The following is a 15,199-nucleotide window of genomic DNA, read 5'->3' on the forward strand; positions in this document are numbered from 1 at the left end:
CGGAAGGACCGTTCGGGATGGGATTGCTGGTCGAGGGCGAGTGGCACGACAAGGGCTACGACACCGCCAAGTCCGGCGGGCGCTTCGAGCGCTCGGCCGCCGCCTTCCGCAACTGGGTCACGCCCGACGGCACCCCCGGCCCGACGGGGGAGGGCGGGTTCATCGGCGAGGCGGAACGCTATCATCTCATCGTCGCGCTCGCCTGCCCCTGGGCGCACCGCACGCTGATCGTCCGCCGTCTGAAAGGGCTGGAGGCCATCACCGTCTCGGTGGTCTCCCCGTACATGCGCGAGGAGGGCTGGGTCTTCCGGGCCGAGGAGGAGGGCGGGGTGCCGGGCTCGACCGCCGATCCGCTGTTCGGCGCCAAGCGGCTCTACGAGATCTATGTCCGAGCCAAGCCCGATTATTCCGGCCGCGTCACCGTGCCGGTGCTGTGGGACAAGCAGCGCGAGACCATCGTCTCGAACGAGTCGGCCGAGATCATCCGCATGCTGAACGGCGCCTTCGGCGCGGGCGGGCCGGACCTCTACCCGGAGGCCCTTCGCAGCGAGATCGATGCCGTCAACGAACGCGTCTATGACCGGGTCAATAACGGCGTCTACAAGGCGGGTTTCGCCACCAAGCAGGACGCCTACGAGGACGCCTTCACCGCCCTGTTCTCGGAACTCGACGCGCTCGAAGACCGGCTCGGCCGGCAACGCTACCTCTGCGGATCGGTGCTCACCGAGGCCGATATCCGCCTGTTCACCACGCTGGTGCGGTTCGATGCGGTCTATGTCGGGCACTTCAAGTGCAATCTGCGCCGGATTACCGACTACCCCAACCTCTCGAACTATCTCCGCGACCTCTACGCCTTGCCGGGCGTGGCGGAGACGGTGAATCTCGATCAGATCAAGCGCCACTATTACGGCAGCCATCCCGGCATCAACCCGACCGGGATCGTGCCGCTCGGACCCGAACTCGATTTCGCTGCGCCCAACGACCGCGCCCTGCGCTTCGGCGGTTGAACCCGCACCCCCGCAGGAAATATTCCCAGCGACAACCGGCAGCCAATGCCGATCAGGAGGAACACCACGCCATGACGATCCGCTCGCGCGCACCGCTTCTCGCCCTACTCGGCCTGCTCGCCGCCGGTCCGGCCTCGGCCCAGCAGGGGGCCGAGGTGACGATCACCGGCCGATGCGAGCGGCTGGTGATCGGCGGTCTCGACATCACGCAGAACTGCAAGGAACAGCTCGTCAACACGGTCTCGCGCGGGCGCACGACCTTCGACTTCGCCGCCTGGGACGGACAATCTCTGAGCTTCAGCGGCGCGGGCACGCAGCACGAGCAGACGGAGGAGACCGAGCAGCTCCAGCCGATCAGCCTCGTCGTGCCGGGCATGAAGAACAAGGAGGGCATCGTCCGCAGCCCCGCGCCCGCGGTCGGTTCCTGCAAGTTCTCGAAGCCCGAGCCCGGCAAGACCATGATCACCTGCGAGGCGACCTCGCAGGGCAAGACCTATGCGGGCGTCTTCATCACCGAGACCAAAGCCGGCGCCGAGCCGGGCAAGGAGGGCGCGAAGGACGGTTCGGCCAATCCGCCGAAGCCCTGAACCGCCGGTCTTGCCCGGCGCGCGTGCCGGCCGTGCGGTGACCGGACACGCGGCGTCGCCCTTGTGATGACACGCGCTCTTTCGCCGAGCCGGCCCCGGTCCGGCGCAAGAGCGCACCGGCGAACGCGAAAACGTCTGGTCAGCCGCGCCGCCAAGCCCCATGTAACGGAACGATGCGCCGCACGGACCTGCGCTGCCCGCATCGACGTGCGTTCTGTGAATTTCCGAGGGCTCCATGCTCGAAGCCAACGCCGCCGCCGGCGCCCCCGTCGACGGCCTCATCAAGGACACCACCACGGCGGGGTTCCGGCAGGATGTCATCGCCGAGTCGATGAACCAGCCGGTGATCGTCGATTTCTGGGCACCGTGGTGCGGCCCGTGCAAGCAGCTCACGCCGGTCCTCGAGAAGGTCGTGCGGGCGTCGGGCGGCCGGGTGAAGCTCGCCAAGCTCAACATCGACGAGCATCCCGGCGTCTGGCAGCAGATCGGCCAGCAACTCGGCCTGCAATCGATCCCCGCCGTGATCGCGATCGACCGCGGCCGTCCGGTGGATGCCTTCATGGGCGCCGTGCCGGAATCCGAGGTGCGCGCCTTCGTCGATCGCCTCGCCGGCCCCTCCGAGATCGATCAGGTGCTGGAGGAGGCCGCCGCGGTCGCCTCCGCGGGCGATCTCCCCGCCGCCTCCGAACTCTACGCCGCGGTCCTGCGCGAGGAGCCGGAGAATCTGAAGGCCATCGCCGGGCTGGCCAAGACTCAGCTCGAACTCGGTGAGACCGAGAGCGCCAAGCAGGTTCTCGCCATGGCGCCGCCGGACAAGGCCGACGACCCGCTCTTCGCGGGCGTGCGCGCGGCCCTCGAACTCGCCGAGCAGGCCGGGACCCTGGGCGACCTCGCCGCGCTGCAGAAGCGCATCGAGGCCGACCCGAACGACTTCCAGGCCCGGTTCGATCTCGCGCTGGGCCTCAATGCGGCGGGCAAGCGCGAGGAGGCGGTCGATCAGCTCGTGGCCATCGCCCGCGCCGACCGGAGCTGGAACGAGGATGCGGCGCGCAAGCAACTGCTCCAGTTCTTCGAGGCCTGGGGCCTGATGGACCCGGCCGCGATCCGGGGACGCCGCCAGCTCTCGACGCTGCTGTTCTCGTGAGTCACACGCGCCGCGCGAACGCCGGGGCGACCGAAGCGGCCGGATGCGGTGCTCCCCATCCGGTCCCACAGCAGGAAAGCCGCGCATGAGCCCGCAGCCGAGCTGCAAGTCGCCGGCGGATTGCCCCGCCGTCATCCCGGTCTTCCCGCTGCCGGGGGCGCTGCTCCTGCCGCGGGACAGATGCCGCTCAACATCTTCGAGCCGCGCTATCTCGCCATGGTGGATGACGCGCTGCGCTCCGAGCGGATCATCGGCATGATCCAGCCGGATGCGGACGGGGCCGGCTCGCTGCTCAGCCCCCGGCTCTATCGGGTCGGCTGCGCCGGTCGGATCAGCCAGTTCGCCGAGACCGGCGACGGGCGCTACCTGATCTCGCTCACCGGCGTCAGCCGCTTCCGGGTCGAGAACGAACTGTCCGTCACCACCGCCTATCGCCGCTGCCAAGTCTCCTACGACGCCTTCGCCCAGGATTTCGAGGCGCGGGCGGGCGAGGAGGCGGTCGATCGCGAGAGCGTGCTGAAGACCCTGCGCAACTTCGTCGATGCCAACGAGCTTCAGGTCGATTGGGCCGGCATCGACGAGGCGTCGAACGAGGCCCTGGTTAACGCGCTCTGCATGATGAGCCCGTTCGGCGTGCGCGAGAAACAGGCGATGCTGGAAGCGCCCGACCTGAAGACGCGGGCCGAGGTGCTCGTCGCCGTCACCGAAATGGAGCTGGTGCGCGCCAGCGGCTCCGAGCCGACGCTGCAGTAAATCAAGGGCTCCCGACCTTTTGGCGGTCGCGGAGTCCGTCCACCGGAAGTGAACATCATGGCCGATACGCCCACCCCCACCGTCGAAGCGACTCGGGTCGATCCCCGCCTGCTCGAACTCCTGGTCTGCCCGCTGACCAAGGAGCCGCTGGAATATGACGCCGCCCGCGAGGAGTTGATCAGCCGCTCCGCCAAGCTGGCCTACCCGATCCGCGACGGCATCCCGATCATGCTGCCGGAAGAGGCGCGCTCCCTGACGGAGTGATCGGTCGGCGACGCGCCGTCGATGATGTGAGAGAGCAGACAAGAAAAAGGGCGCCCGGCTTTCGCCGGACGCCCTTTTTGTTGGACCGATCGAGACGGTTACCGTCCCTGCTGGATCGCCGAGAGCAGCCAGGGGCCGCCGGGCTCGCGCACGAAGGTCCAGAACTCCTTCGCCTCCTGCGGGCCGTTCTCGACGTGGCGGTTGGAAGCCCGCTCGAACACCTCGTCGCGCAGCGAGAAGCGCATGGCGACGGTGGCGAACTCCGCCGGGCCCTCACGCCACGCCTCGGACAGGTCGCCCTGGAGAAGCTTCACGTCCGAGATCCGGTTGACCACGCCGCGGGCGGCGTTGGCGCGCAGATCTTCCTCGAAGTAGCTCACCATCTCCGGGGTCGCGAGACGCCGCAGGGCGGCCACATCCTCACGGCCATAGGCGCTCTGGATCTCCTGAAGGGAGCGTTCGAAGGCCTGGAAGTCGTCCGGCTGGACCTGGACCGGCTGGACGGGCTGCGGACGAGCGCCGCCCAAACCACCAGCACCCAAACCACCACCCATCGGATTCACGCCGGAGTTCATGCCGCCCTGCGGCGGCAGGCCGGAGCGGGCATGGGGCGCGTTGCCGGCCATGGCGGGCTGGCCCTCCTGACGGCGGCGGAAGAAGCGCACCGCCATCATCACGAGGAAAGCGATCAGGCCGATCTGGAAGATCAGGCCGATGAACGAGCCGATGCCGCCGAGACCGCCGGAGAAGCCAGCACCCAGCAGGGCGCCGAGAAGGCCGGCGCCGAGCATGCCGCCGAGAAAGCCGCCGCCGAAGCGTGAGCCCCGGTTCTGCGCCGCCATGCCGGGATTGTTGAAGCCGGGGCTCGGGCTCGTCTGCGAGCGCTGGATCGGTCCCATCGCGCCCGGCGAGGTCGCGGTGGAGGGCGGCGCGCTGAAGGTCTTCGAGCCACGCGAGCCCATGCCGCCACCGCCGCCCGGCCGCGCATCGACGGCGGGCGCCGCGAGGGCGAGCGAAGCCGCAAGCGCAAGGAGGGTCACGACGCGCCGACGGCGCGCGGGGGAGGATGCCATGGGTCAAAACCTCGTGGTGAGCGTGGAGGGGAACAATTGCCCCCCTAAGATGGTGGCGTCCGAGTGGGATTTTTAGTCCCGATCCAGGGGTGAGTTTCGAACAGTTAAGAGTGTCTCACGAACCGCCACGCTTCGGCCCGTACCCATGTTGCAAGGCGAGCGTCGAGGCGCCCCGAGACGGGCGCCTGCGGGGTCGGGCATCACCGGGCGGCAGGGAAAACCAGCCGTACGGTCGCGCCCTCGCCGGGCCGGCTCTCGATGGAGATCGTGCCGTTCTGGCGCTTCATCAGCCCGTGCACGATGGCGAGTCCCGCACCGCGGCCGGATTCGCGAGTGGTGGCGAAGGGAGCGAGCGCCCGCGACAGCATCTCCGGGGACAGGCCGTGCCCGGTATCCGAGACCGTGAGACCGACGGCCCCGGCCTCCGGGCGCTGGAGCGTGCGGTCGCCCGGCTCGATGGCGAACAGCGCCACGCGGATGCGGCCCTGACCGGACATCGCCTCGCAGGCATTGGCGAGGATGTGGCCCAGAGCCAGTTCGAGCTGGATCGGGTTGCAAAGGGCCGGCGGCAGATCGTCCGGGATCGACAGGTCGAGCTGGATCCCGGCCGGCAGGGTGGGGCGCAGCCGGTCGAGACCGAACCGCACCGCCGCGGCGAGATCGACCGGGCGCAGGTCGGGCGCGATCCGTCGGGAATGGGCGAGGAGCTGGCGGGTGAGCACGGCAGCCCGCTCGGACGCCTCGGTGGAGCGGATGATGGCCCGCTGGATGAAGGGCTCGGGCCGGTCGCCGAGGCGCCGCTTGAGCCCGTCGATGTAGCCGATCAGGATCTGCAGGAAGTTGTTGAACTCGTGCGCGACGCTGTTGGTGAGGAGGCCGAGCGCCTCCCGCTGCCGCGACAGGGCGAGGGCATCCTCGGCATCCCGCCGCCGCGTCACGTCCACGATCTGGCCGAGGAAGCGGGGGGAGCCTTCGCCGGGGAGAACCGTGAGGTGGATCTCGCCCCAGAACGAGGCGCCGCCGTTGCGGCCGAACAGCAACTCGGCGCTCTGTGCCTCGCCGCGGGCCAGGGCCTCGCGCAAGGGCGTCCAGCCGGTGTGACTGCCGTGGTGGCAGGCGAGCACCTCGATCCCGCTTCCGACCAAGGCGGCCTCGTCGAAGCCGGTCAGCGCCAGCAAAGCGGGGTTGACGCCCGCGATCGTCGTCCCGGCCTCCGATCCCGCCAGGATGAGCGCGGGCAAGGGGAGCAGGGCGAGGAAGCCGGTCTCGGCTCCCCCGTCCGGGGCAGGTGATACGGCGGCGGCGGACACCGTCATGCGGCGCCGCCGGCATGGGAGTGGGCGGGAGGCGACGAGGCCCGGCAGGCGATGGGACGTCTCATGGATGGTCCGGAGCGCGGCAGGAGCATGGCCGTCAACGCTCGAAAGCCGATCCGGATCAGCGGTTGGCGGTGGTGACGGGCGAGGTGCCGTTGTCGAGGCCGACCCAGGCCCGGCCGTCCTGTCCCTCGCGCTTGATGAAGCTGTAGCCGGTACGCTGCCATGGCAGCACCGCGTTGGTCTTGTTGTCGAGGATCAGGTCGCCCCGGTCGGTGCGCACCATCAGCACCGCGTGGCCCTCGCCGATCTCGTCGATCACCACCGTCATGCGCAAAGCCCGGCGCGGCAGGCGCCGCTCCACCAGCATCCGGCGCTTGAGGAGCTGGATGTCCTCGCAATCGCCGAAGCCGTCATCGGGAAAGTCCCAGCGATCGACGACACCCCAATGGGCCATGTCGGTGATCGGCTTGATGCGGGCGTTGACCCGGCGGTTCACGGTCGTGAGCGTGTGCCACAAGGCGGGCGTCAGGGTGACGAGCGCCGGCTCGGAGGGATCGACCGTACATTCGGACGGGTATCGGGCGCAGAAATCGTTCCAGGCGGCCACGGGCCGGGCCGGCGCACCGGCATCGGCGGCACTGCCCGCTTCGGGCAGGCTGGCGACGGTGCGGGCTTGGCTCGGCTGGGCCGGCGCTGCGGCGCCGCCGAGCAGCAGCGTGGCGCCGACGAGGGAGAGATGGGCCGCCCGGCGGAGGCGCCGCCTCACGTTCCCGCGGGGGAACGCCGATCCGTCGCCGACGCTCCGAAGCACCGCGTACCGCATGGCCGACCGTCCTGCAGCCCCTGTTTCCCGGCAAAGCTTGCACGGGCTGGCGCCCGGCTCAATACGAAAGTGACGGAAGGATGAAGGCGGAATGCCGCTTATCCGTGTCACGGTGAGACAACCCCGATCAGGCTGGTAATCCGGTCACACCCGCCCGCCCGATCGGCGTCAGACGTGCGAGAGCGAGCCGCGAAACGGAGGGCCGATCAGCGGTTCGCCGTGGTGACCGGCGAGCTGGCCCCGCCGAGCGAAACCCATGCCAGGGCGTCCTGGCCCTCGCGCTTGATGAAGACGTAGCCGGTCTCGTGCCAGGGCATCACGGCGTTGGTCTTGTTGTCGAGGATGTAGTCGCCGCGGTCGGTGATGAGGGTAAGCACGGCATGGCCCTCGCCCTTCTCGTCGATCACCACCGTCATCCGCATCGCCCGGCGCGGCAGGCCGGCCGCGGCGAGCATCCGGCGCTTGAGGAGCTGGAAGTCCTCGCAATCGCCCGCGCCGTCCTCGGCAAGATCCCAGCGGTCGGGGCGGCCCCAATGATCCTGATCGGTGATGGGCTCGATCGTCCGGTTCACGCGACGGTTGACCGAGACGATGCTCGACCAGATGGCGGGGGTGAGGGCGATCCGGGCGGGCTCGTCCCGGTCGAAGGCGCATTCCGCCGGATAGGACTGGCAGAACTCGGTCCAGGCCAGGATCGGCTTAGCCGCCGCGCCGGGGGTGAGGCCGACGGTCGTCGCGGGCAGGGCGGCCACCTGGGTGGTCGTCTGCGCCGCGGCGCCGCCGATGAAGCCGACGCAGAGGGCCAACAGCGCCAGCATCCCCATCTGGAGACCCGACTTGAAATGACCCGTCCCGGTGGTGCGCATCGTGGCGTTTCCTTCGAACGAGGCCAGGATGTCGCCGCACCTCCTCCGCCGCGCTGAAGCCGATCCGCGCAATTTTATCGATTCGCCCCGGCAACAATCCGCTTCTGCGTGAGGGCGAATTGCGGCTCACGGATCCGCGGCAAATGCGGGGGATCGCGTTAGGGCTCGGGAAACCCTGAGCGCCGCCGGCCTACGGGTGCACCGGCCACGGCGCTCCGCAATTGCGCGACGAGGAGCAGGTCACGCCGCTCGGCCGCGGACAGGGCGCGCTCGGGGATGTTCCAAACGAGGGGGCCGGCGGGGGAGAGCGGGATCAGCCGCGCGCCTCGGCCCGGGCCGGCGATCCTCAGACTTCGGACCGCACGCGGCGAAAAACTCGATTCAGGAGCCGGCTGGCGCGATGGGGGTGTCGGTCCGGCAAGGGCTTCGATGGGGTCGCCCCCATCACGTCAGAGCGTGATGCCTTCGTGAAAACGGTCGGGCGAGATCGGCAGCATGAACTGGGCGCCGATGCCGCCCTCGAAGTAGCGCACCACCCGCCCCGGCGTGGAGCCGACCAGGATGTGCGCGCCGATCGGCGGCGACGAGGCGGTCGCGAGCGCCACGCCCGACATCGAGATGTCGATGATCCGGGCGGCGATGAACCGGCCGCTCTCCAGGCGCAGGGTCACGCCGGGCTGGTTCGGCACGAGGCGCTCGTTGGTCCGACCCTCCGGCAGGCCGAGGCTCTCGCGGTTGGCGAGCCACATGAGCTGGGACGCGATCTTGTCGCGCTTGCGCGGCGTCGCGTTGATCCGCATGGCAAAACCCCGCGGCGGGTGACGCACGATTACCCCTTCGAGCCGGCCGATCTGTTCGAGATACAGCACCACGCGTTCGTTGAGCGCGCCGATCACGGCGCAGGTCAGGCGGACGCCGCCGGGGGACATGTCCACCGTCTGGCACGGATATTCGCGCCGGTCCGCCAGCATGTAGCGACCGAGCAGAGTCGCGCGCACCCGCTGGTGCCGGCGCTGCTCGGCGGCGTAGTCGGACAGGGTGGGGGCCATCCCGGATCGGGAAAGCTCGGTCATGTCAGCTCGGCAGTCTCGATGTCACAACCGAATCAATAGCCGCGCTGCGGTTACAAAAGGCTTGCAGACACGCCGAACTTGAATCGTGAGCGGGTCACGAAAGCGGGATGGGGCGACGCAGACGGGCTCCATCGAGCGCGGTCGTGCCGCGCCGTCCGTCCGTGCAGGCCGGCCGAGCGCCCGGGACGAGGCCCCGCGCCGCGCATGGTCAGGCGTTGCTGCGCCCGCCCTCGTGAACCAGCAGGTGGCCGAAGCGGACGGGGCGCGCATCGTTGGCGGGCTCGGGCAGGGCGTCCACGAAGGTTCGCATCGCGGCGGGCTCCGGCGCGACCGTTTCCAGCACCCGCAGGGAGACCGCCTCGAGCCGCAGGATCGGGCGGCTGCCGAGCCAGGTCGGGATGAAATGAGGGCTGAGGGCGCCGAGAATGCGGGCCTGGGTCTTGCCGCGGTGGCGCAAGGGCAGGAGCAGGAGTTCGAGATCGAGGGTCTCGTCCCGCGCGGTGAAGCCGGTGAGCCCCGCCACCACGCCCACCGTATCGCCGGTGACGGTTTCGACGAGTTGCCACGGATCGGAGAAGGCCGGCGGCCGCTCGCCCCACAGATCGCCGAAGGAGCTGCCGCGCAATTCGCGCCCGAACAGGGCGCACAGGCGGGTGCCGGCCAGACGCACCGCGCTCGACCGCCGCGCCGGATCGGTTTCCAGAATGAAGCTGTCGGCGAGCAGATTGCGGATTTCGCCGGGCTCGATCTCACCGCGCTCGGGCGCGGACCGCTCTCCGCGCAGCCGGTCCCAGTAGGTGTGAAGCTGACGGCTGGTCGGATGCTTCATGATGTTCCGCATCGGTACGGCCCGGTTTGAAACGGGCTCGGTTTTCGGTCGGCACGGGACGAAACGCGTCACCGTGCGCCGTTCGTGGTCCTCGTCCGCACACCCTATGCCGTCGCATCCCGGCACGCTCGCTCAACCCATCCTTAACCTTAACGGGCAATTTACGAATTCGGCGGCAATTGACCGACCCTGTGCCGATTGGACCTTGCGGCGCCGCACCTCCCCCCGACATGGTGCGGCATGGATGCTTCTCCCGACCTGCCGCACCAGGGCCGCGTTCCCGTCTTCAACCTGCCGAGAGTCGTCACGGTCTCGATCGCGGTTCTGGCCGTGATCCACGTCGTCCGCACCGTCCTGCCGGATGAACTCGACCTGTCGGTGCTCCTCAACCTCGCCTTCATTCCCGCCCGCTGGACCGCCGCGTTCGATCCCGCATCCGCGGCCGAGATCGTCCGGGCGGCGGGGGAGGGGGCGGGCAGGCCCGACATCGCCACGGCGCGGCAGGATTTCGCCCGCTATCTCGTCGCCGAGCCGTCGGCGATGCCCTGGACCGGCGCGACCTACGCCCTGCTGCACGGCTCGTGGGTGCACCTCATCTTCAACGCGGTGTGGCTCGCCGTCTTCGGCACCCCGGTCGCGCGTCGCTACGGGGTCCTGCGCTACGGCCTGCTGGCGCTCGCCGGCGTCGTGGTCGGTGCCCTGGTCCACCTTTTCGTCGATCCCTACAGCTTGATGCCGCTGGTCGGCGCCTCGGCCGGCATCTCGGCCCTCATGGCGGCGGCGGCCCGCTTCGTGTTCCAGCCTCCGCCGTCCTTCGTCGCCGGGGCACCCTGGCAATTGCCGCCGCGGCCGACGCTGCAGACGATTCCGGAATTGCTGCGCAACCGCCCGGCGGTGCTGTTCCTCGGGGTCTGGTTCATCACCAACCTGCTGTTCGGCGTCCTGGCCCTGCCGCTCGGGGCAGCGAAGGGCCGATCGCCTGGGACGCGCATCTCGGCGGCTTCGCCGCAGGGTTCTTCCTCTTGCCGCTGATGGAGCGCGGCGCGTGCCACGCGCGGCATTAAAGGCGTTTCGCGAACGCCTGCGCCGTCTCCGCCGTAAAAGTAGGAGTCGGAGATAAAGCGAAGTTTTGTCAGTCACTTGTAAGGTCAGCTAAGACGAACTGTGACTTCGGTGCAACGCTGGGGGTTTCTGGAACTGAGGCGGCAATAAAAGCGGCCACTCGACCGTCGATAAAACGAACGGAAGCGGATTAAAACAAAACTATCAAATGATCGCTTCGTTCTTGATGGAGAGTGGACACCGGTGAAACATCGAGCAGCCGTCATCGCCCGTCTCGGGCTCGCCCTCACTGCCACCGCGTGGGGCCTCGGCGGCATCGCCGCCCATGCCGGCTCTGCCGCGCAGCCCGGCCAGACCGTCGGCGTGCCGTTCGGTGCGCCGTTCCCGAAGGGCTTCTACGCCGTGAACCTCTCGAGCTTCGGCGTGCGCGAGACCTCGCCGCTCGATTCCGAGAGCAACATCAACCTGCCGACCCTGCTGTGGGCGACGCCCTTCTCCGTTCTCGGCGGGCAGGTGCAGTTCGTCTTCGTCGCGCCCATCGCCGCCTCCAGCGTGCGCGGCAACCCCTACAACAGCGGCTGGGGTCAGCCCCTGCTGGCGGGCCAACTCGCCTGGGATCTCGGCGCCGGCGTCGGCGTCAGCTACCTTCTCGGCGGCTACCTTCCCTGGGACACCCGCTTCCTGACCCAGTCGCCCTCGCTGAGCCACCGCTTCGCGCTCACCTACGCGGCCAACGATTGGGCGATCACGGGCAACCTGCTCTACGGCCACATCCTGGAGCCGCGCTCGCCCAACGGCGTGCTCTATCCCGACTACCTCAACCTCGACCTCACCGTGACCAAGAAGTTCGGCAAGTGGCAGGTCGGCCCTGTGGCCTTCGGCTCGGTCGATCTCGCGACCAACGTCGTCGGCTACCGGCAGCAGGGCCAGATCGCGGTCGGCGGCCTCGTCGGCTATAATTTCGGCTTCATGAACGTGCAGAGCTACGTCACCCGCGACGTGGCCGAGCGAAATTACGGCGGCAAGGAAACCCGCGGCTGGCTGCGCATCATCGTCCCGTTCCTTCAGAACAAGGCCGAGGCCGAGCCGAACCGGACCCTCATCACCCGGCGTCAGGCCGACGGGCGCTGAGAGACGCCTCTCGCGCGCTGAACGCACGACCCGAAGCCGGCTCCGATGGCACTCCGCCATCGGGCTCGGCTTTTTCGTAGCGCGCTGTCCGCGGCCGACGCGCCGGTGCCGTGCAACGCCTCGCCGATCCGCCCAGCGCGTCGGGGCCGGATCGCAGGGGCTCTGCGGTCGAACCGCGCATGGCGAGAGTGAATTTTTCTTCCGATTTTTGTTCTTTCATGAACAATAGAGCCTCGTCCGACGCTTGCCAGCGCGACCAAGGCGCCACACACTCGCCAGGGAAGAACCGGGGCCAACCCGGTCACATCCGCTCCCGCACCGCGGGCTGACGGTGCGGTCACCCTTGGGAGGAGACTTCATGACCGTTGCGCGTATCCTGGCAGAGAAAGGCGACTCGGTGGTCACGCTGCCGCCGCATCGCACCATCGACGAGGCGATCCACCTGCTGGCCGAAAAGCGGATCGGTGCCCTCGTGGTCGGCGATGCCGAGGGCCGCGTGATCGGCATTCTGTCCGAGCGCGACGTGATGCGGGCCCTGGCCAGCGAAGGGGCCTCGGCCCTCGACCGCCCGATCTCGCATCACATGACCACGAAGGTCGTGACCTGCACCCGGCGCGCCAGCATCGAAGACGTGATGGAGACGATGACGGAAGGCCGCTTCCGCCACCTGCCGGTGGTGGAGGAAGGGCGTCTCGTCGGCGTCGTCTCGATCGGCGACGTGGTGAAGCGGCGCATCGCCACCGTCGAAGCCGAGCATCAGGCGATGCGCGACTACATCACGATGGCCTGACTTCAGGCCTGACTTCGGTTCGGGTCTCGCGTCCGCACCACCCGCGGCGGCCTCAACCGCGCCCCGCCGCGCTCTCGATCATGCGCCGGATCTCGGGCAGTGCCGCCCGCACCGCCTGCCGGCCGAGGGCGATGCCATCGGCCGCCCGGTGGAACTCGAACTGCCCGAACTCGGCGAGAAGCGGCCGGATCGCGACGTCCGGCGGTTCGCTCGCGAGCCGTGCCCGTGAGATCCGATCCTGGGTGATATTGAACGCGTCGAGCATGACGCGGGCGACGCCGGGACTCGGCCGGCCGACGGAGGGCGGTGGCTCCGGTCTGCGGCGGCGGCCCATGAGGCGGCGGCTCGCGCCGCTGAGCAGGGCCCAACGGCCCCGGCGGCGCACGGTGGCCTCCAGCGTCTGCTCGATCGCCCGCTCGACCGGCTCTTCGGGAGCGTCGAACAGGGGATCGTCCCGCTCGGGGCGGATCACCATCGCGGGCGCACGCGTCTCGCACGCGAGGTTCACGCAGATGACGAGGTCGGCGCCGAGTTCGCGGGCGAGGCGCACGGGCACCGGATTCACCAGCGTCCCGTCCATCAGCAGGCGCCCCTCGAGGGCAACCGGCGGGAAGATGCCGGGGATGGCGTAGGACGCCCGCACCGCCTCGACCAGGGGACCGCGGGACAGCCACACTTCGTGGCCGGTGCCGAGTTCGGTCGCCACGCTGGCGAAGGCGAGGCGCAGATCCTCGATGCGGAAACCGTCGAGTTCGCGTGCGAGGCGGCGGCGCAGGCGCTCGCCTGCGATCAGGCCGGATCCGGTGATGCGCGGGTCGAGCAGGCCGACCACCCGGCGCCGAGTGAGCGAAAGCGCGAACGCCTTAAGGGCACCGATGCGGCCCGCGGCGTAGGCCCCGCCGACGACGGCACCGATGGAGCAGCCCGCTACCACTTCCGGGAAGATCCCGGCCTCCTCCAACCCCTCGATCACGCCGATATGCGACCAGCCGCGGGCCGAGCCGCCGCCGAGGGCGAGACCGATGCGGGGGGAGCGGAAACGCGGCACCACCGGTTCCACGGTCCCGTCCGGAAAATGGGACACCGCGGAACGGGACGCCTCGATCCTCATCGATCCGGGTCGGCCGGAGCGAGGGTGACGGCGCCAGTCGTAGGGTTGCGCTCGACCACGCGGTAGAAGCAGGAGCGGCGGCCGGTATGGCAGCAGCCGCCGTCGCCGCCGACTTCGACCCGGATCAGGAGCGCGTCCTGATCGCAATCGACCCGCATCTCCACGACGCGTTGGATCTGCGCGGAGGTCGCGCCCTTGTGCCAGAGTTCACCGCGGGAGCGCGACCAGTACCACGCCTCGCCGGTCTCCAGGGTACGGGCCAGCGCTTCGGCGTTCATATGCGCGAGCATCAGCACGCGCCCATCCCCCGCATCGACGGCGATGCAAGCCACGAGTCCGTCGGGGCCGAAGCGCGGCGTCAGCCTAGCGCCCTCCTCGACCTCGGCGCGGGTGCCGGGGGAAGCGAATGGTTCGGTCATGGTCGGAGGCTCGTGCGCCTCAACCCTTCTGGTTCCGAACGAAGGTCAGGAAGCGGACCTGCTCGGACGCATCGTTCTTGTAGACGCCGCGGAACTGCGTGGTGATGGTGGAGACGCCGGCCTTCTGCACGCCGCGCATGGCCATGCAGAGATGCTCGGCCTCGATCATCACGGCGCAGCCGCGGGGCTGAAGGATGCTCTCGATCGTGTCGGCGATCTGCGCCGTCATGGTCTCCTGCGTCTGCAGGCGGCGGGCGAAGGCATCGACCACGCGAGCGAGCTTGGAGAGGCCGACCACGCCCTTGGTCGGGTAGTAGGCGATGTGGGCGAGCCCCATGAACGGCACCATGTGGTGCTCGCAATGAGAATAGAACGGGATGTCGCGCACCAGCACGGCGTCGGAATAGCCTTCGACCTCCTCGAACACCCGCTCCAGCAGCGCGTCCGCGTCGGCGCGATAGCCGCCGAAGATCTGCTCGTAGGCCTTCACCACGCGGGCGGGGGTCTCGATCAGCCCTTCGCGGGTCGGGTCGTCGCCGGCCCAGCGCAGAAGCGTGCGCACGGCGGCCTCCGCCTCCTGCCGGCTCGGACGGCCGAGCGCCACCTCGTTCGGCACCCGCTGGGCCGATTCGGGCAGGGGCGCGATATCGGGGGTGATGTCGGGACGGCCCGGATCGTTGGCGCCGCGCATTCCTTGCAGGCCGACGGCACTCATGCGTCGTTCGTCGTCGCTCATGCCGTAGGACAGGGATTTGAGAGCGGCATCCATGGCATCTCCGGCCTTCGCCAAACGCGCCTTCAGGGTGGTGCTGTCGGGCTTGGCGTACATCGTCGATCCGTCCGGGCGTCTTAAACGTTCAAGTGCCGACGCCCTCGAACGATCCGAATCCTGGGCCAGGGCGTGACCGGGGTCGACGGTACCATTCTCGCGGAATGGCGGTGTCGCGC

15 protein-coding genes and 2 pseudogenes are annotated in these 15,199 nt (G+C 69.2%); 8 read left to right on the plus strand and 9 right to left on the minus strand.

Translation table 11 applies throughout. The annotated features are described in order from the left end of the window. Positions 1-17: 17 nt before the first annotated feature. The 5 genes and pseudogenes from MSPGM_RS11360 (at position 18) to MSPGM_RS11380 (ending at position 3,755) form a co-directional block, all read left to right on the plus strand. Entirely contained in the window at positions 18-1,007 is a 990-nt protein-coding gene (locus MSPGM_RS11360; protein WP_003604642.1) for a glutathione S-transferase family protein, read from the plus strand. Positions 1,008-1,078: 71 nt separating this feature from the next. After that, positions 1,079-1,594 (plus strand): hypothetical protein, encoded by a 516-nt coding sequence (locus MSPGM_RS11365; RefSeq protein ID WP_003604641.1) that lies wholly within the window; start codon positions 1,079-1,081, stop codon positions 1,592-1,594. A 235-nt stretch (positions 1,595-1,829) separates the two neighbouring features. Beyond that, the gene (locus MSPGM_RS11370) at positions 1,830-2,738 is read left to right on the plus strand and encodes a thioredoxin family protein (RefSeq protein WP_003604640.1); all 909 of its coding nucleotides are present in this window, start codon (positions 1,830-1,832) and stop codon (positions 2,736-2,738) included. 85 nt (positions 2,739-2,823) lie between these two features. Further along, positions 2,824-3,491, plus strand: a pseudogene (locus MSPGM_RS11375) (LON peptidase substrate-binding domain-containing protein). Between the two features lie 57 nt (positions 3,492-3,548). Beyond that, entirely contained in the window at positions 3,549-3,755 is a 207-nt protein-coding gene (locus MSPGM_RS11380; RefSeq protein ID WP_003604638.1) for a Trm112 family protein, read from the plus strand. Between the two features lie 98 nt (positions 3,756-3,853). Here the strand turns inward: MSPGM_RS11380 and MSPGM_RS11385 are convergent, their stop codons facing one another. The 6 genes from MSPGM_RS11385 to MSPGM_RS11410 all read right to left on the minus strand — a co-directional run bounded on the left by MSPGM_RS11385 (position 3,854) and on the right by MSPGM_RS11410 (position 9,738). Then, entirely contained in the window at positions 3,854-4,828 is a 975-nt protein-coding gene (locus MSPGM_RS11385; protein WP_003604637.1) for a Tim44 domain-containing protein, read from the minus strand. Between the two features lie 200 nt (positions 4,829-5,028). Continuing rightward, a complete protein-coding gene (locus MSPGM_RS11390; protein ID WP_003604636.1) occupies positions 5,029-6,144 on the minus strand; it encodes a two-component system sensor histidine kinase NtrB in 1,116 nt (371 codons plus the stop codon). Positions 6,145-6,265: 121 nt separating this feature from the next. Further along, entirely contained in the window at positions 6,266-6,970 is a 705-nt protein-coding gene (locus MSPGM_RS11395; protein ID WP_012752802.1) for a transglutaminase-like cysteine peptidase, read from the minus strand. Positions 6,971-7,176: 206 nt separating this feature from the next. Further along, entirely contained in the window at positions 7,177-7,836 is a 660-nt protein-coding gene (locus MSPGM_RS11400; protein WP_012752803.1) for a transglutaminase-like cysteine peptidase, read from the minus strand. A gap of 449 nt (positions 7,837-8,285) precedes the next feature. Next, entirely contained in the window at positions 8,286-8,909 is a 624-nt protein-coding gene (locus tag MSPGM_RS11405) for a PilZ domain-containing protein (protein WP_003603905.1), read from the minus strand. Positions 8,910-9,117: 208 nt separating this feature from the next. Beyond that, entirely contained in the window at positions 9,118-9,738 is a 621-nt protein-coding gene (locus MSPGM_RS11410) for a PAS domain-containing protein (RefSeq protein WP_003603906.1), read from the minus strand. Between the two features lie 240 nt (positions 9,739-9,978). Between MSPGM_RS11410 and MSPGM_RS11415 the strand changes: the two are divergent. The 3 genes and pseudogenes from MSPGM_RS11415 (at position 9,979) to MSPGM_RS11425 (ending at position 12,721) form a co-directional block, all read left to right on the plus strand. After that, positions 9,979-10,802, plus strand: a pseudogene (locus MSPGM_RS11415) (rhomboid family intramembrane serine protease). A gap of 241 nt (positions 10,803-11,043) precedes the next feature. After that, positions 11,044-11,931 (plus strand): transporter, encoded by an 888-nt coding sequence (locus tag MSPGM_RS11420; RefSeq protein WP_003603908.1) that lies wholly within the window; start codon positions 11,044-11,046, stop codon positions 11,929-11,931. 358 nt (positions 11,932-12,289) lie between these two features. Next, a complete protein-coding gene (locus MSPGM_RS11425; protein WP_003603909.1) occupies positions 12,290-12,721 on the plus strand; it encodes a CBS domain-containing protein in 432 nt (143 codons plus the stop codon). A 52-nt stretch (positions 12,722-12,773) separates the two neighbouring features. Here MSPGM_RS11425 and MSPGM_RS11430 read toward each other — a convergent pair whose 3' ends face one another. Genes MSPGM_RS11430 through folE form a run of 3 tightly spaced genes read right to left on the minus strand, consistent with a single transcriptional unit; the run spans position 12,774 to position 15,080 of the window. Further along, a complete protein-coding gene (locus MSPGM_RS11430) occupies positions 12,774-13,832 on the minus strand; it encodes a patatin-like phospholipase family protein (protein ID WP_003603911.1) in 1,059 nt (352 codons plus the stop codon). After that, a complete protein-coding gene (hisI, locus tag MSPGM_RS11435; RefSeq protein WP_003603912.1) occupies positions 13,829-14,251 on the minus strand; it encodes a phosphoribosyl-AMP cyclohydrolase in 423 nt (140 codons plus the stop codon). Before hisI ends, MSPGM_RS11430 begins: the two co-directional genes overlap by 4 nt. A 19-nt stretch (positions 14,252-14,270) precedes the next feature. Next, the gene (folE, locus tag MSPGM_RS11440) at positions 14,271-15,080 is read right to left on the minus strand and encodes a GTP cyclohydrolase I FolE (RefSeq protein WP_003603913.1); all 810 of its coding nucleotides are present in this window, start codon (positions 15,078-15,080) and stop codon (positions 14,271-14,273) included. Positions 15,081-15,199: the final 119 nt, after the last annotated feature.

The organism is Methylorubrum sp. GM97 (genome assembly GCF_024347855.1).
GTDB lineage: Bacteria > Pseudomonadota > Alphaproteobacteria > Rhizobiales > Beijerinckiaceae > Methylobacterium > Methylobacterium extorquens.